The organism is Thermosynechococcus sp. B1 (assembly GCF_030322985.1).
Taxonomy (GTDB): domain Bacteria; phylum Cyanobacteriota; class Cyanobacteriia; order Thermosynechococcales; family Thermosynechococcaceae; genus Thermosynechococcus.
This window is the reverse complement of the sequence record NZ_CP096573.1, coordinates 1,378,387-1,395,231: the sequence shown is the minus strand read 5'-3', so window position 1 is coordinate 1,395,231 and position 16,845 is coordinate 1,378,387. Positions and strand designations below refer to the sequence as shown.

Genomic DNA, 16,845 nt, shown 5'->3' with positions numbered 1-16,845 from the left:
CATTCACACTGGCTGTACCTATGCTCCTAGACCTATCGGGAAAACGCGCCCTTGTGACCGGCATTGCCAATAATCGCTCCATTGCTTGGGGGATTGCCCAACAGCTCCATGCAGCAGGTGCTGAACTGGCAGTGACGTATCTTCCCGACGAGCGGGGAAAGCTGAAGCAAAAGGTCGAGGAACTGACTGCTCCTTTAGACCCCAAACTGCTTTTACCCCTAGATGTGCAGCAACCTCAACAAATTGACGAAGCCTTTGCTGCCATTGCCTCTACTTGGGGTGGCTTAGATATTTTGATTCACTGTTTGGCCTTTGCCCAAAAAGAAGATCTCAGTGGTGACTTTTCCGCCGTCTCCCTTGAAGGCTTTAATCTCGCTCTCGACATCAGTGCCTACTCCCTGATCTCTCTCAGCCGTGCCGCTAAACCATTGATGACCAACGGCGGGTCAATCATTACCCTGACTTATTTGGGGGGTGTGCGGGTTGTGCCGAACTACAATGTCATGGGGATTGCCAAGGCAGCCCTAGAAATGAATGTGCGCTACCTCGCGGCAGAATTGGGGCCTCAGAATATCCGTGTCAACGGTATCTCCGCTGGTCCAATTCGCACCTTGGCTTCCTCAGCAGTGGGGGGCATTCTCGATATGATCCACCATGTGGAAGCCACGGCTCCGCTGCGGCGCACAGTGACCCAAACAGAGGTGGGCAACACAGCAGCTTTTCTTGCCAGCGATCTAGCCAGTGGCATCACTGGTCAAATTCTTTATGTGGATTCGGGCTACTGCATCATGGGGATGTAGAGGGCATGCGCTAGAGTAGAGTCAACGAGTTATTGACGAGGCAAAGCATGGGTTTACTTGATCGTGTCGGCATGGTGATTCGCTCTAATCTCAATGCCATTGTCAGTGCTGCTGAAGATCCAGAAAAAATCCTTGAGCAAACGATTATTGATATGAATGCCGACTTGGTGAAGTTACGCCAAGCCGTTGCTCAAGCCATTGCTGCTCAGAAACGACTAGAGCAGCAGTACGCCCAAAATCTTAAGGATGCCCAACAGTGGGAAGAGCGGGCACGCCTTGCCCTCAGTAGAGGAGATGAAGCCCTCGCGTTGGAAGCCTTGAACCGCAAGAAAACTGCCGCAGATACCGCTGCCGCCCTTAAAGCCCAAGTGGATCAAATGGCAGTCCAAGTAAAAACCCTCAAGGACAACTTGACTGCCCTTGAAAGCAAAATTTCTGAGGCGAAAACGAAGAAGGAAATGCTCAAAGCGCGTGTCCGGGCAGCCAAAGCCTCTGAGCAGATTCATCAGGCAGTTAGCAAGGTGGGCACCTCCAATGCGATGGCGGCCTTTGAACGCATGGAAGATAAAGTTCTACAAATGGAAGCCCGCTCCCAAGCGATCGCTGAACTGAGTGGCGATACTCTCGAAAGTAAATTCCAAGCGCTCCAAAGCAGCGCCAACAAACAGGATGTGGAATTTGAACTGCTGGAAATGAAGCGGCAGATGGGCTTGTTGCCCGATGCTTCCTCCGCGGGGACACTCCCCCAGACCTCCAGTGGCAGCAGTCAGTTAAATATTAATATCAACGTCTCTACTCCCGAAGTGCAGGACGCACCACGCCCCAGTTCATCCTCTCAGAGTAAATCTATTGATGACGATATGGCAGAACTCCGCCGGCTATTGGATAGCTAGTTGGAATGGGTCGCCTGGGATTCGAACCCAAGACCAATCGGTTAAAAGCCGAGTGCTCTACCGCTGAGCTAGCGACCCGCGCTGTTGCGCAGCTTTTCCAGTATAGAGAAAACCACCTTGAAAGACAAGGGGTTAGGGGCAAAGCCAGTGGGGAAATTCACAAAATTGTTCTCGGCTGAGGAGATGGATGCGCGGATGTGCCTCGGCTTGGGCGCGATCGCCAGCAGTGGTATAGCCCCATGTCGCCAAGAAGAGTTCTGTTTCCTCTAGTTCCGGTGTAGCCGCAACCTGTAACAGTGCCCCGAGGCGATCCTCAACAAACCACAGGGGAGCACCATAGGTTGACTGAAGCGCCTCAAGAATCACAGGTTTTGGCTGCTGTTGGTCTTTGCCATAGATCGCCCTTGGGGGAAAGGAGATGCCCGCTTGCTCTAGCAAATACGTAACAAAGCGCTGCTCCTTGGTGGTGACAATGGCGAGGGGTTGACCTTGAGTCTGCCAGCGTTGCAAAGCGGCTACGACACCGTCATAAAAGTCATGGAGCGCCAGCCAGCTTTGCCAGTCCGTTGCAATCCAGCGATCGCGCAGGCCGTCCACTCGTTCTCCCAAATCGGTGGCAGTGAGATGGTAGGTAGCAAGTAGGCGATCGCGCACCTTTGGCCAGTTTTGGAGAATCTCTTGAGTAGAGGTGCCTTCAACAATTGCTCGCAACAGGAGCGGCATTTCCCAACCCACCGTAATCACAGGGCGCAATTGACCAAATTGCCTTTCTAGTTCCTCTAGGGAAAGCACAAGGGGCTGCTCAGGCCACACCTGCTGATACACCTGCCAACTGGTTTGAAAATATTCTCGCAGGCCGTTGCAGAGGACGCCATCAAAATCTAAGGCCAGTAATGAAGGTAATATTCTTGGCATTGATGTCTATAACCTAACTGGGGCGGGAGGATTCGAACCCCCGAATGGCGGGACCAAAACCCGCTGCCTTACCGCTTGGCGACACCCCATTGCGTTGCTTTGTTAGCATAGCAAGTTTGACCCCCTTTGTTCAAGGGATGAACGGATTTTTTGGTGCCTAAATACTGTAGTAAAGGGGAAAGGACTTTGCCTCCCTTGGCTTAATAAAGACCTGTTGCTGGGGTTCAAGGCGCAGCTCGTCAAATCGCTCTCGCGATAGGTGAGCCATCAGCTCCTGTCCATCATCTAGGCGCAGTTCCACCTGAATTTCCCAACCCAAGTGAATGATGCGGTGAATGCGGGCTGAGACGGTGTTACCATTGGGACTCGTCTCAATGATGATGTCGCGCGGGCGCAGAAAAATATCGCAGTGGGCAGCCGTGCCTTCGCTTTGCTGAAAGACGCGGGAGCGCAAGACGTTCACAGGGCCAATAAAGCTCATCACAAAGGGGCTAGCGGGATGGTCGTAAATTTCAGCGGGGGTGCCCACCTGCTCCACTTGGCCTTTGTTCATGACAACAATTTGATCCGCGACTTCCATAGCCTCCTCTTGGTCATGGGTCACGAAGACCGTTGTCACATGGACATCATCGTGGAGGTGGCGTAGCCATGCTCGCAGTTCCTTACGTACCTTGGCATCGAGGGCACCAAAGGGTTCATCCAGCAATAGCACCTTGGGTTCTACGGCAAGGGCACGGGCAAGAGCCACCCGCTGGCGTTGTCCCCCAGAGAGCTGAGAGGGGTAGCGATCGCCCAAGCCACCCAACTGCACCAACTCGAGCAACTCCTCAACCCGAGCTTTGATCTTGGCACGGGGCACCTTGCGCAGCTCTAGGCCAAAGGCGATATTTTGGCGCACAGTCATGTGCTTAAAAAGGGCATAGTGCTGAAAGACGAAGCCAATATTACGTTCTTGGACACTTTGATAGGTGGCGTCCTTGCCCGTGAGCAGAATTCGGCCAGTGTCGGGCATCTCTAAACCCGCAATCAGCCGCAGTAAGGTTGATTTGCCGGAACCTGAAGGCCCCAACAGCGCCACCAAAGAGCCACTGGCAATATCCAAATCCACCTGCTTGACCGCTTGAAAGGAGCCAAAGGACTTAGAAACGTTTTCAATAGTGATGCCCATAGCACTGCTAGCAATACTCTAGTTTCTCTATAAGATTACCGTAGTTTTGAAGCCCTGTGTCTTTGCCCACAGGGCAAACGCATACTCAGACAATGGCATGGCAACGCACCGCCTGCGCCAACCGCTCTACCCCACCGTCAAGACTGAGTAGAATACAGATGCCGTGGATTGCCCTTGAGGCTCAAAACATATAGCTATTCCAATAAAGAATGAGACATTATCCAGCACAATACTTGCGAATCACTTCATCCATAGAACAGTTTAACCCTGCATACATCCGCGCTCGCTTCAGCGCACTGAAGTCGTGCTCAATCACATTCAAATCAAGAGAGTATTTCGGTAAAAATAACACCTCGTGACCCGCCGCTTTCACCACTGCCTGAATCGCCCCTTTTGGATGAATCGGTGCATTATCCATCATCAACAACGAACGTTTCTCTAACGCTGACAAACAGTACTGACTCAGCCAGCTCACAAACCCTAACGCATTCAAATATCCTGAAAACAGCATCGACGCTATGAAGTCTTTCTGGTGTCTATACCGTCCTGCGACTACACTCTCTCTTTTCTGACGCTTCCCAACTCGCTCTCCATTAATTCGTTGGCCTCGCGCTGACCACCCATACTCACACGCCACTCGAGAGTCAAACCCCGTCTCATCGATAGACACCACCGTTTCCTCCCCATGGCTCTCTACCCATGTGTCGAGCTGCTGTTGATACGCTTGCCGCTCTGCCTCACACCGTTCTTGGTAACGTATCTGTTTTTTTTCGGGTGATGCCCATCTGGTCGAGGGCATAACTAATGGTGGAAACTTGAACGCCAAATCGCTGGGCAGGGTCGATAAACGGTCATCGGGATGGGCAGCAACATCCGCTGCTAAGACTGCCCAATCCAGTTTCCAAGGACGACGGGGGACAACCGTGGGCGCTAAGTCGTCTCGCTTCAGCCAGCGATGGATGGCGGCGCGACTGACCTGAAAGATTTGAGTTGCTTCACTGATTTTGCCACCTTGCTTGATATAGGAGACAACCCGCTCTCGTCAGTCCAAGCTATAGCTCATATTCTTGAGTAACATTCATGACGCTTTGAGTATAGCCTATCCCTCTTGAAAATATCTCACTCCTTTTCGAAATTAATAGGAGCTGATGCAGGTGGTCTGTTCACCTGTTGCTTGAGGCCATCTATTTTTCGCTGAATACTGGAAACAGCAAAAAAGGGGAGTAACGGGATTGACCCCAAAAAGCCGATAACTAGGCAGCTAAAGACCACATCTTGCCACTGGTGTAGAATACCGTTCGCCACCAAAAATAGGGGAATAGCAGTTACACCAAGATACAGAAGAATAAATAGCCCCTGCAAAATCCTTGGCCAGACCCAGTTCCCTAGAGAAATGTCAACCACGATGACAATAATGCCCAGAACCGCCATTTCCCACTCGGTTAGGGTGTCAATATTACGCAAACTCTGAAGCAAAGCATCAAAACTTGGCAAGTCTGGCAACACAGCAATCACTCCAAATCAAAGGGCTACAAAATTTTCCTAGGCACTAGCATACACTCAAATAAAATGGGGTCAATCAACATTACAAAAATATTTTTGAGACTGCCTTCGATGGCGATCGCATGCCATCAACGATGATCCTGACGCTTGGGGGTGCCAATCTTTAGATTAACTTTTGTTGCGTAGTTAAAATTCTCTGTTCATAAGTCCTGTAAGTGGTGTAGGGTTGACAGCATCCCTCTAACGGCTGCAATTGTGAATTCGCCGCACACCTTCACATTAGGCTTGCGTAAGCTTGGCCTACGAGTCATGACTGAGTGCTCTCCAAATTCATAATTAGCAATTTGTAGGCTTCACTCTAGCAATTAAAATACTGATGAACTGTTGGGAGAAGAGTCTTATGCATCGCCCCTGTTTTCTGAGGCTAAAGCTCTACCCAATAAGTTTATTTTTGACTGCTGCCAGTGGTCTATTGCCACTCCTAACGGCTCAGCGCGCCCATGCTCAAACTTCACCTCAAACCAGTAACATCAACGTTCAGGCGACGGTGAAGGCAGCCTGTGTGATTAAGGGCGTTCAGGATATTAACTTTGGCACCTATGATCCCCTCGGTACCCACTACACCCAAGCGCTAGATGCCCAAGGTCAGGTGAGTGTGCAATGCTTACCGGGCACCCAAGCAACCATTCGGCTGAATCAGGGGAGTTATCCTGCTGCTTTGTCCAGTTGTCTTGTACCGCTGCGGCGTATGGCTTTTGGCTCCGCTCGCCTTCCTTATTTTTTGTATCGGGATAGTTCTTACTCCCCTCTTGACATTTGGGGCTGTAACTTCCTGAATGATGTGGACTACAGTGCGACCAATGCTAGCGTCAAAGACATTATCGTGTACGGCCGCATCCCATCGGGTCAAGCTCTTGCACTTTTAGGGACTCTGAATCAACTGACACCGGGTACTTATACCGATACGGTTCAGATTATTGTTTCTTTCTAAAGGAAAGATAAAACCTCCGTGAAATCACGGTAGGCAAGGGGGGTATGCTGTAGTATTGTTACTGCTAGTGTGTGTTGCAAGCTCACCGCGAGTCATCCCTAAAGGCTTGCTACATTCAGTATCAGAGTAACATCAAAGATTGAAGTGTAAACTTTTTGTTGTTCTCATAAGGGGTTTGGCGATGACTTTCTCATTCCTGCTCAAACGGATTCTTCTCAGTCTATTTCTTGCCGCTGCGGGGGGAGTGTTGCCTCTATTAATGGCACAGAGGGCAAAAGCCCAAACTTCGCCCCAAACAGCTAACATTCAGATTCAAGCAAAAGTCAACCCAGCTTGCAAAATTACGGGTACTCAAAATATCAACTTTGGCACCTATTCTCCATTGGGTGCCCACGCAACAACGCCCCTAGATGCCCAAGGCAAAGTCAGCGTTCAGTGTTTACCCAAGACCCAAGCAACTATCAAACTGAGCCAAGGAAATAATTCTGCATCAGGGTCTTCCTGCGCCAGTCCCAAGCGCCAGATGGCCAGTGGTACCGCCCGTCTTCCCTATGGACTATACAAAGATTCTGCAGCAACGGGGATTTGGGGATGCGATGCCAGTAATGATGTCGAGTACACTGCACCTAATGCCTTGCCCAAAAACTTCACCATCTACGGCCGGATTCCAGCAGGAAACAACCTACCCGCAGGCATCTTGAATCAACTGACACCGGGAACGTACGGTGATACAGTTCAGGTCATTGTCTCGTTCTAAGGTCTGTTTTCCATTCGGGTGGCGGTTTGCCCTGCTAGCTACTCTCTTTGCTCTTGGTCTGAGTTCAAGAGTAGCTGCACAATCCTCAGAGTTTTATCTGAATGCGGTGCAGGTGTTTCTCTCACCGCGTCAGCGAACGGCATTGTTGACCCTGACCAATACGGGGCAGGTGCCGATTAACTTTGAGATTAGTGTCCGCCGCTGGCAGCAAACCGCCGATGGTCGAGAAGAGCTTACAGAAAGCGATGGCAATGTCGTGGCTTTCCCTGTCTTGCTGTCGGTACCGCCGGGAGAACAGCGGACTTTACGGGTTGGGGTACGGCAACCGGCAACCACTGAAGAGCAAACCTATCGTCTGTTGGTGACAGAACTGCCCCCAGCCAATGTCTTAGAAACCCAAGGGGCAGCCATTCGCATTATCAAGACCTTTAGCTTGCCAGTTTTTGTCCAACCCGCCAATATCCAGCGCCAAGGCGAAATTTTGAATGGTCGCGTCGAAGGGGGCAAATTAAGTTTTGTCCTGCGCAATAAAGGCAATGTCCACATTCAAACCCTTGGTATCACTGTTCAGGGGCTGAATGAGCAGGGAACAGTGGTGTTCGAGCGAATGCTGGAGTCGGTGTATGTGTTGGCCGATCGCGATCGCCCCTTTAGGAATATTCCTCTACCACAAACCAACTGTGCCCAAGTGCGCCAAGTCAAATTACAGTCTGTGGGCACCAACCCCTCCCTTACAACTGAAATTTCTACTCCCAACGGCGTTTGCGCTTAGTAGCCTCCTGATGGCTGCTCCAGTCTCTGCCCAAGCAGAAGTCTCTGCCATTTATACCCTTGAGGTGAATCGCGTTACCAAGGGGGATGTGATTGTTTTGGTGCGTGGCGACGATGTGCTCATCCCTGTGCAGGATCTAGTGAATGCCGGTCTGAGGGAGATTGGCGGTCGCCGCGAAATCATCCAAGGCATTGAGCACGTCTCCTTGCAGTCGTTGGCACCGCAGATGACATTCCAGCGGGATGATGCCAACTTAGTGCTACGGTTACAGGTGGGAGCAGCCCAACTGCCACAAACGGTCATTGACTTTAACCCGAGTAATGAACCGCCGGGGATTCGCTATAGCCAACCCTTAAGTGCCTACCTGAACTATGGCGTTTTTTGGAATAACTTTGAACAACTGACGGCTGCCAGTGAAGTGGCGATTAGCTTTGGTGGCAATGCCCTTACCTCAACGCTGGGGTTGACTGCCGATGGCAACCTGCAACGGGGACTCACTGCTTTTAGATTGGATCATCGGCGCCATCTCACGACTTTGACCCTAGGGGATGCGTTTATCAGCAGTGACCTGTTGGGCGGGGGTGGCCTTTGGGGGGGCATTGTTTGGGAACGCAACTTTGGCCTTAGCCCTTACCTGATTCGCCAACCCGCCTTTGACTTTCGGGGTGAGGTAACCACCCCCAGCAGCGCAGAAATTTACCTGAATAACTTGCTGATTCGGCAGGTGACGTTACCGCCGGGGCCGTTTATTCTCAAAAATTTGCCCGCCTTTGGGGGCTTTAATCGCTTGCGAATTGTGATAAAGGATGCTGAGGGCAATCAACAGGTCTTTAGCCGTAATTTTGTCCAGTCGTTTACGTTATTGCGCCCCGGACTATCGGAGTTTATTGTGGCTGCCGGTGCCGAGCGGGAAAATTTTGGCACGGAGAATTTCAGCTACGGAGATCAGGGGCAATTTTTGGCGGCCTATCGGCAGGGCATTTTGAATAACTTGACCCTGGGGGCACGTCTGGAAGGCAATGGCGATCTTTTGAATGCGGGCTTGAACCTGAGTACGGCGATTCCCATTGGCACGCTGGATGTGGCGGCGGCGGTGAGTACCACTGAGGGAAAATTGGGGAGTGGGATTGCTGTTGGCTACAACTATCCGGGGCGGCGGCTGGCCTTTGGTGGTGGGGTGCGCCTGCTCAGTGGCAACTATGTCAATACTGGCTTGGGTTTGGGGGACGATCGCCCGCAGTTAGAGGGCTTTGCCAATGCTACCCTCAGTCTGGGGTCGCGGCTAACAATCAGTGGTCAGTACTTTTTTACCAACCCCCGCGATCAAGGGGTGCGGCAACAGGCAACGATTCTCGCTCAAGTGCAACTCCGTCGCAATCTCAGTCTATACCTGCAAGGTTCGCGCTTCCTCTCTGGCAGTGATCAGCCAGTGAACCAAATCAGTGTTACATTTAACTACTTTCTGAACAATGCGGTGACACTTAACACCGGCTGGCTGCAACAGGGAAATCAGGGGGTTCCTTTCCTCAAGGTCTCGCGATCGCTCCCAGCGGGCGTCGGCTATGGCTATCAGGGACAGGTGCTTCAGGCCAATGAGCAGGCCTTTGTCAGTGGCACATTTTCTTACAATGCCCCTTGGAGCCGCTACCAAATTGGCTACGCGCAGGCAGGGGATACAGGACAGGCGCAAGTGGTGGTGGAAGGGGGATTCGTCACAATTGGCGGTGAAGTTTTTGCCACGCGACCGGTGCAGGGGAGTTTTGTCTTGGTGGATGTGCCCAATGTGGGGGGTGTGCGCACCTACTTAAGTAATCAAGAAATTGGTCGCACGAATCGTCGCGGTAAAATTTTGATTCCAGACTTGCTGCCCTACTACGGCAATGCCTTGCGGATTGAGGATCAGGATATTCCCATTGATTTTGCCATTGGCCGCACCGAGCTACTGATTGCACCGCCTTTTCGTGGGGGAGCGATCGCCCGCTTTGATGTCCGCCCCAGTCGCAACTATGTCGGACGAGTGGTGATTTTGCGGGGCAGTGAGCGGATCATTCCCAATTTGGGACAACTCACCCTAGAACGCAACAAGGAAAAAATCCCATCGCCCCTCTCGCCAAGGGGAGAATTTTACTTTGATACCCTAGAGGCAGGAACCTACACTGCTGAAGTGACCTACGAGCAACTGCGCTGTACGTTCCAACTGACACTGCCACCCAGTGACGATCTCTTTACTGACGTAGGGGAAGTTTCATGTTCGTTGCCCGACTCGCCACGATAGGATGCATCACTGGCCTCAGTTGCCTTGGGTATTGGGCAGCCGCCCAGGCGCAGGGGACGGGTTGTCAGTTTCAAAGTGTGACCGGTTTGAACTTTGGGAGCTATGATCCTTTTTCGCCCATTCCTCTGGATACCACTGGTCAAGTCCAATTTGTCTGTGTGGGGGGTGGGGCTGGTCGCTTTAACAACCGCCCCGTAACGGTTCAACTAAGCCAAGGGGGCAGCAATAGTTTTACGCCGCGACAAATGAGCAGTGGGAGCGATCGCCTGAACTATAACCTCTACCTCGATGCTAATCGCAGTATCATTTGGGGCGATGGCACTGGGGGCACACAGCAACGGGGACCGTTTATTCCCGGCAACAATGTCCTCAATACACTGACGATCTACGGTCGCATTCCTGCCCAGCAGTGGGTTGCCCCCGGCCTCTACACCGACTCACTGCGGGTGACGATTATTTTTTGATGTTTTGGAGACGTCTAGGGGGGTGGGTTGAGTCGCGCCACCAACGTTTCAGGATGCAGCGCCGAGAGAACGACAATCTCCCCATCCAAGACCAGTACGGCACGAGTCCGCCGGCCGTGGGTGGCATCAATGAGGTGATGATGCTGCCGTGCTTCGAGAATCAGGCGTTTAATCGGGGCAGAGTCGGGGCTGACGATCGCCAGCAGTCGCTGCGGCGAGACATAGTTGCCAAAACCAATGTTTAGCATTCCGCCCGATGGTAGTCCTGAAGTGCCCGTACCCCGAGGGTTGAGGTTTGCAGGGTTTTAATGGCGGCAGCCGTCGCCTTGGCACCGGCGATTGTCGTCACAATCGGAATCTTGTAGGCAAGGGCGGTGCGACGAATCAATTGGGCATCGGTACGGGCTTCCTGACCCGAAGGCGTATTCAGAATCAGGTGAATCTGCTCATTTTTAATCGCATCGAGGACATGGGGACGCCCTTCATGAAGCTTGAGGATGAGTTCAATATTACTCAGACCCGCCTCAAGCAGAGCATTGCGGGTTCCTTCGGTGGCAATAATCCGAAAGCCGAGGGACTGCAACTCCTGCACCACGGGCACAATCGCTGCCTTGTCGCGATCGCTCATCGATACAAAAACGGTTCCTTTCAAAGGTAACCTTTGATTGGCCGCCAGTTGAGACTTGGCATAGGCAGCACCAAAGGTCATGTCAATCCCCATCGCCTCACCGGTGGAGCGCATCTCAGCTCCTAGCACCGTATCGGTACCGGCAAATTTTTCAAAGGGCAGAACCGCTTCCTTAACAGCGACATGGTTGGGAATCTTCTCATCGAGGAAATTGAGTTCTGCAAGCGTTTTGCCTGACATCAGGCGGGCAGCCATTTTAGCAAGGGGAATGCCAATCGCCTTGGAGACAAAGGGCACCGTACGGGATGCCCGCGGGTTGGCCTCCAAAATATAGACCTGCTCCCCTTGTACTGCCAGTTGTAGGTTCATCAGCCCCACCACTTTGAGGGCCTTGGCGAGGGCAATACTCCACCTGCGAATGGTCTCCAACACGGTAGGAGAAAGGGATTGGGTGGGCAAGCTACAGGCAGAATCCCCAGAGTGAATCCCGGCTTGTTCGATGTGTTCCATAATCCCGCCAATTACCACGGTACCGCTGGCATCAGCAATGGCATCCACATCCACTTCAATGGCGTTTTCCAGATACTTATCAATGAGAATCGGTCGCTCTGGCTCCACCTGAACGGCTTCGTTCATATAGCGCTCCAATTCGGCATCAGAATAGACAATTTCCATGGCGCGACCGCCGAGCACATAACTGGGGCGCACCACTACGGGGTAGCTAATGCACTGGGCAATACTCAGGGCTTCGGCATAACTGCGAGCGGTGCCATTGGGGGGTTGGGGGATATTCAGCTCCCGCAAGATTTTCTCGAAGCGTTCGCGGTCTTCGGCAATATCAATGGAGTCGGGCGAGGTACCCCAGATTTGCGTTCCGAGGCGATCGCCATGGGTTTCGAGGTACTGCTGGAGGGGTAAGGCGAGTTTCAGGGGGGTTTGACCGCCAAACTGAATAATAATGCCGATGGGGCGCTCCACCTCAATAATGTTGAGGACATCTTCCTTCGTCAGGGGTTCAAAGTAGAGGCGATCGCTGGTGTCGTAATCCGTGGAAACCGTTTCAGGGTTGGAGTTGACCATGATTGTTTCATAGTCATCCGCCCGCAGCGCGTAGGAAGCATGGCAGCAGCAGTAATCAAATTCAATCCCTTGACCAATGCGGTTGGGGCCAGAGCCAAGAATCATTACCCGCGGCTTGCGGGGGGGCAATACTTCCGATTGCGGCGGCAGGGGTTCAACCTCACCCGTCTCCGGGTTAATCTGTTCCACCGGCCGCTCATAGGTGGAGTAGTAGTAGGGGGTGTAGGCCTCAAACTCGGCGGCACAGGTGTCCACGGTTTTATAGACGGGAACAACACCGAGGGATTGGCGATAGGCACGCACCTGATCATCGGTGGTTTTGGTGGCGTAGGCAATTTGGGCATCACTAAAGCCCTGCTGCTTGACCCGCCAGAGATCATCAGCGGTGAGTTGCTCTAGTTTGCTGCGCTTGAGGAATTTTTCCGTTTCTAGGAGTCCCTGCATCTGCCGCAGGAACCACGGATCAATGGCCGTCAGTTCGTAAATCTCCTCAACGGTCATCCCCAAAAGGAAGGCGTGGCGAATGGCAAAGATGCGATCGGGATTGGGTGTGCGCAGTTTCCCCCGCAGTTGCTCAAGGCTGGGGAGTTTTTCGGGGCGATCGCACCCCCAGCCGGCGCGTCCCGTTTCCAGCGATCGCAGGGCTTTTTGCAGGGACTCTTGGAATGTGCGGCCAATGGCCATGGCTTCACCGACGGACTTCATTTGGGTGGTCAGCACCGGCTGCGAGCCGGGAAACTTCTCAAAGGCAAAGCGGGGAATTTTGGTGACCACGTAGTCAATCGTGGGTTCAAAGCTAGCGGGGGTTTTCTTGGTAATGTCATTGGGGATTTCCGGCAGGGTGTAGCCCACGGCCAATTTCGCCGCCATTTTGGCAATGGGAAAGCCAGTTGCCTTAGAAGCGAGTGCTGAGGAGCGGGAGACGCGGGGATTCATTTCAATCACGATCACTTCCCCTGTTTCCGGGTTAACGGCAAACTGAATGTTTGATCCGCCCGTTTCTACGCCAATTTCCCGAATGATTTTGATGGCAGCATCCCGCAGCCGCTGATACTCTTTATCCGTCAGGGTTTGCGCTGGTGCGACAGTGATGGAGTCCCCGGTATGGATACCCATGGGATCCACGTTCTCAATGGAGCAGATAATGACCACGTTATCGGCCATGTCCCGCATCACTTCCAGTTCGTATTCTTTCCAGCCGATCAGGGATTGCTCAATAAGGATTTGTGAGACAGGACTGGCATCGAGACCGGCAGCGGCAATTTCTTCAAATTCCTCTTGGTTGTAGGCAATGCCGCCCCCAGTGCCGCCTAGGGTAAAGGCGGGGCGAATAATCAGGGGATAAACCCCAATCTCTTGGGCGATCGCCCGCGCCTCTTCGAGGGTATTGGCCAAGCCAGAGGGACACACCCCCACACCAATGCGCTGCATTGCCTCCTTAAAGAGCTTGCGATCCTCGGCCATTTCAATGGCTGGCAACTTAGCCCCAATCAGTTCCACCCCATAGCGATCGAGAACCCCCGATTTTGACAGTGCTACCGCCAAGTTCAGGGCCGTTTGTCCCCCCATTGTGGGCAGTAGGGCATCGGGGCGTTCGGCGGCAATGACTTTTTCCACCATTTCCGGGGTGAGGGGTTCAATGTACGTGCGATCAGCGGTCTCAGGATCCGTCATGATGGTGGCGGGGTTGGAGTTAATCAGGATCACCTCGTACCCTTCCTCGCGCAACGCCTTACAGGCTTGGGTTCCCGAATAGTCAAATTCACAGGCTTGACCAATGACAATCGGACCCGAACCAATAATGAGAATTTTTGAAATATCGGTACGACGAGGCATAGGGACAACGCAGCCAAAGGATTTCAATCACGCCTTCCCTATCCTACACTCCCCCTTGCGATCGCGCCTGTTCTGTTAAGTTGAAAATCACTCGGTCACCAGCTCTGAGGGCGATTGGTGTTAGGATTTACTCACATTCCTATGAGGGTGGGACACATTCCAGCGACTGCGGCCCCACAGCAATGTCAAGATCAACGACGGTACGCCAACATCGTAAAGCCAAATCCCCCAGCCAGCATTGTAGGGGGCAAAATTTCCCAGCAACATCTGTTGGTAGTGGCCATAGGCACATCCCAACACATAGACCGAGAAACCAATCCCTGTTGCTGACCAAAACAATCCTCGTTGCCAAATACAGAGCAGGCCAAGAATCCCAAAGGCCAGATTCGCCATTGCGACCTCAAATTGGAAAGGACTCCCCGGTAACCAGCCAATTTTGCGAGCCGTCGCTGCAGCATCAAACGTATGCACCAACGCACTCATCACCCCCCCAATTCCCACAAAAATAACCAGTAGGTACAGCAAGCTGACATGGATGATCCCTGCCCGTGTACGCTGGTGAGGCTGTCGCCACAAATGCAGACCAATGCCAAGAATAGTCATCAGACTATAAAAAAGCCAAATCATGGTTGCATCCCTATAACAGCCGCAATAGAAAAACGATGACCCTTTTGTCAAACAGGGGGTACGTAAAGTAAAGGGGAGGTCATCCCGTTCCCTAGGAACTTTCACCGTTTTGAACCTATTCTATCCGAGTGAAGAGGAGAAGCTATCAGTGTTCCCAAAAGTACCTCTCAAGGAATGCTGCTGCCGCTAGGGAGTAGGGGTCGCAGATCCGGATCGCACGGCGGCAAGGGTTTCTGCTTGGTAAACCGTACCCGTTGACTCCACCAAACCGGCAATGCAGAGCTTAACGTTGCGGTTGTGCTGCACAAAAACTCGAAATCCACCCTTGTTGGTGCCACTATCCGTCGCGCCCGGCAAGTTATTGGTGCAGTTGGGACTCGTGTTGGCAATGCCATCAATTAACGCATTGGGGGTAGAGTCACCAATTTTTTGGCGATAGAGAATCATCGGGCCTCGCCACACCACATTGCTTGTCTTGGGACGGGTGTAATAGGCCACACGGGTTGTGCTGGCCAAAGTGCCGTTGTCCTGCTCCTCGAGGTTATCCGCTGGTTTTTCCATAAACATCACCAATTGGTAGCCACCACTTGGAATCGTCCAATCGGAGGGTGCCGTGGTTGAAATGCGAATGGCTGAGCGAATATCATCGGAGATAAAGTCGAGGGCGCGGCTCAGGTTCATGCGGGTAATTGCCTGCTCTTCAACACGACGATTGTTTTGCAGGATAGCCACCATTGCCCAACCACTCATGGCCACAACAATACCGCCAACGGCAGCCGCTACCAGTAACTCCGTCAATGTAAAGCCGCGATTGCCTCTGCGCCAGACCTGCATCTCCCTGCTCCTTAATCGCGCGCTTGACAGTTAGCGGCAGTTGCACCCGTGGTGTCCGTTGCGAGGTAATTGCCCGTACGCATTATCCCCAATCCTAAAGACACCACCAAACAGCGCTGAAGGGTGGGATTATTGGTAGAAGCAATGACAATAGTACCTGTACTACTGGTGCGCCCCTGAAAGCCAAACCGTACGGCGGCAGTTCCTATTCCTCGACGCAGGGTCACGTTTTCCAGTTGGCGGGAGCCATTGGGCAGACATTGGGGTGGATCCCCCGCGATAGTGGGATTGGTGCCTGTGTTAATCGTCACTCGACAGGTTTGGTTGCGCCGCATTGCCTCCCGTTGCGCTTCCCGCAGTGCCCCCTCTAGGCTTTCAAGGGCTTGGTTGACCCGCTGCGTTTCTAGCCAATAGAGAAAGCTCGGCGTGACAGCCACCGCTAAAATCGCTGCCACCGTCAGGACAATCAAGATTTCAATCAGGGTCATGCCCTGCTCACGGACAGCGGAAAAATGCATTGGGCACCACCTCGGTTGATAGTTGAGCAACGACGCGGTTGTTACTATTGCGCACAGAATAGGCCAGTTCTAGGGTTTGGAAAGGTGCCTCAGCACGGGTGGTGGGTGTGCGCGTCATCGTAAACGTGTCATTGACAATGGGGCGACTATTATTGCTGCTGTTCATCGGCGGAATCAAGGTTTGCAGGTAGGCACCAAAGCCACCATCAATGCCATTGGTTTCATTGGCTTGAATCCGACAGCGGGCATAGACACGAGTACCCGCCCCCCGATAGCCCCCTACTGGCGAGTCCAAGGTAATCGTGTTGGCTGACATAGAGAGAATACGGCGTGTGCCCGAGTCCGAACCAATGAGAACGCGATCGCCCACTCGAAACCCATCCGTGGGTGAAGTTACTGGACAGGCACCCCCGGTGCGATACTCTGGGGGCATGGCTTGATCGTAGTCACTTTCACCGGGTTCGATGAGCGCCAACGTGAGGGTTGTATCCGTGCTTTGGGCAGAAGCGGCCAATTTGCGTTGGGCAAACTTTGTCTGGCACAGATCGTAGGCAACAATTTTGATATTTTCCAGATCGTCTTGGATCCAGTGACTGGCCTCGGCAAATTTGCGGGCATCCGCTTGGAAAAAGGCGGCCACCACAATGGCCTGCATGGCAGCGATGGTAAAGAGGCTAATCACCAGAATAGAAGCCAAAACCTCCGCAAGGGTAAAGCCTTGGGAACGTTGCTTTACCAGCCAGTGGAAACAGAGTTTATGGTGAGTCATCAACATCGCCTCCGG

The 16,845-nt window shown here is 52.6% G+C and carries 16 protein-coding genes, 2 tRNA genes and 1 pseudogene; 7 read left to right on the top strand and 12 right to left on the bottom strand.

Annotated features, from left to right (window positions below):
• Positions 1-20: 20 nt before the first annotated feature.
• Complete coding sequence (gene fabI / locus M0644_RS07065) at positions 21-800, top strand: enoyl-ACP reductase FabI (RefSeq protein WP_286625085.1); 780 nt, start codon at positions 21-23, stop codon at positions 798-800.
• A 47-nt stretch (positions 801-847) separates the two neighbouring features.
• A complete protein-coding gene (locus M0644_RS07060) occupies positions 848-1,693 on the top strand; it encodes a PspA/IM30 family protein (RefSeq protein ID WP_286625084.1) in 846 nt (281 codons plus the stop codon).
• A 6-nt stretch (positions 1,694-1,699) separates the two neighbouring features.
• Here the strand turns inward: M0644_RS07060 and M0644_RS07055 are convergent.
• From M0644_RS07055 to M0644_RS07030, 6 genes and pseudogenes are all read right to left on the bottom strand, one after another.
• Positions 1,700-1,771, bottom strand: a tRNA-Lys gene (locus tag M0644_RS07055).
• Positions 1,772-1,825: 54 nt separating this feature from the next.
• The gene (locus tag M0644_RS07050) at positions 1,826-2,608 is read right to left on the bottom strand and encodes an HAD family hydrolase (RefSeq protein WP_149819420.1); all 783 of its coding nucleotides are present in this window, start codon (positions 2,606-2,608) and stop codon (positions 1,826-1,828) included.
• Between the two features lie 17 nt (positions 2,609-2,625).
• Positions 2,626-2,697, bottom strand: a tRNA-Gln gene (locus tag M0644_RS07045).
• A 68-nt stretch (positions 2,698-2,765) separates the two neighbouring features.
• A complete protein-coding gene (locus M0644_RS07040) occupies positions 2,766-3,776 on the bottom strand; it encodes a sulfate/molybdate ABC transporter ATP-binding protein (protein ID WP_149819417.1) in 1,011 nt (336 codons plus the stop codon).
• Positions 3,777-3,993: 217 nt separating this feature from the next.
• A pseudogene (locus M0644_RS07035) lies at positions 3,994-4,797 on the bottom strand (transposase).
• Between the two features lie 98 nt (positions 4,798-4,895).
• A complete protein-coding gene (locus tag M0644_RS07030; RefSeq protein ID WP_286625081.1) occupies positions 4,896-5,282 on the bottom strand; it encodes a hypothetical protein in 387 nt (128 codons plus the stop codon).
• Positions 5,283-5,730: 448 nt separating this feature from the next.
• On the opposite strand from M0644_RS07030, the gene M0644_RS07025 reads away from it, so the two are divergent.
• From M0644_RS07025 to M0644_RS07005, 5 genes are all read left to right on the top strand, one after another.
• Positions 5,731-6,270 carry a spore coat U domain-containing protein gene (locus M0644_RS07025; protein WP_286625080.1) on the top strand — a complete coding sequence of 180 codons (540 nt, stop codon included), beginning with the start codon at positions 5,731-5,733 and terminating at the stop codon, positions 6,268-6,270.
• Positions 6,271-6,451: 181 nt separating this feature from the next.
• Entirely contained in the window at positions 6,452-7,027 is a 576-nt protein-coding gene (locus tag M0644_RS07020) for a spore coat U domain-containing protein (protein ID WP_286625079.1), read from the top strand.
• Between the two features lie 106 nt (positions 7,028-7,133).
• The gene (locus M0644_RS07015; protein WP_286625078.1) at positions 7,134-7,799 is read left to right on the top strand and encodes a molecular chaperone; all 666 of its coding nucleotides are present in this window, start codon (positions 7,134-7,136) and stop codon (positions 7,797-7,799) included.
• Positions 7,800-7,809: 10 nt separating this feature from the next.
• Complete coding sequence (locus M0644_RS07010) at positions 7,810-10,074, top strand: fimbria/pilus outer membrane usher protein (protein ID WP_286625077.1); 2,265 nt, start codon at positions 7,810-7,812, stop codon at positions 10,072-10,074.
• Positions 10,047-10,538 carry a spore coat U domain-containing protein gene (locus M0644_RS07005; RefSeq protein ID WP_149819404.1) on the top strand — a complete coding sequence of 164 codons (492 nt, stop codon included), beginning with the start codon at positions 10,047-10,049 and terminating at the stop codon, positions 10,536-10,538. The genes M0644_RS07010 and M0644_RS07005 overlap by 28 nt, the downstream gene beginning before the upstream one ends.
• A 14-nt stretch (positions 10,539-10,552) precedes the next feature.
• Here M0644_RS07005 and M0644_RS07000 read toward each other — a convergent pair whose 3' ends face one another.
• The 6 genes from M0644_RS07000 to M0644_RS06975 form a co-directional block, all read right to left on the bottom strand.
• Positions 10,553-10,786 (bottom strand): DUF370 domain-containing protein, encoded by a 234-nt coding sequence (locus M0644_RS07000; RefSeq protein ID WP_149819402.1) that lies wholly within the window; start codon positions 10,784-10,786, stop codon positions 10,553-10,555.
• A complete protein-coding gene (carB, locus tag M0644_RS06995) occupies positions 10,780-14,082 on the bottom strand; it encodes a carbamoyl-phosphate synthase large subunit (protein ID WP_286625076.1) in 3,303 nt (1,100 codons plus the stop codon). Before carB ends, M0644_RS07000 begins: the two co-directional genes overlap by 7 nt.
• Before the next feature lie 120 nt (positions 14,083-14,202).
• On the bottom strand, positions 14,203-14,709 hold the full coding sequence (locus M0644_RS06990; protein ID WP_149819398.1) for a DUF6790 family protein: 507 nt from the start codon (positions 14,707-14,709) through the stop codon (positions 14,203-14,205).
• A gap of 186 nt (positions 14,710-14,895) precedes the next feature.
• Positions 14,896-15,543, bottom strand: a complete 648-nt coding sequence (locus M0644_RS06985; RefSeq protein WP_286625075.1) for a type II secretion system protein J — start codon at positions 15,541-15,543, stop codon at positions 14,896-14,898.
• 11 nt (positions 15,544-15,554) lie between these two features.
• Positions 15,555-16,061, bottom strand: coding sequence for a GspH/FimT family pseudopilin (locus M0644_RS06980; protein ID WP_286625074.1), 507 nt, complete (start codon positions 16,059-16,061; stop codon positions 15,555-15,557).
• On the bottom strand, positions 16,039-16,830 hold the full coding sequence (locus M0644_RS06975) for a prepilin-type N-terminal cleavage/methylation domain-containing protein (RefSeq protein WP_286625073.1): 792 nt from the start codon (positions 16,828-16,830) through the stop codon (positions 16,039-16,041). Before M0644_RS06975 ends, M0644_RS06980 begins: the two co-directional genes overlap by 23 nt.
• Positions 16,831-16,845: the final 15 nt, after the last annotated feature.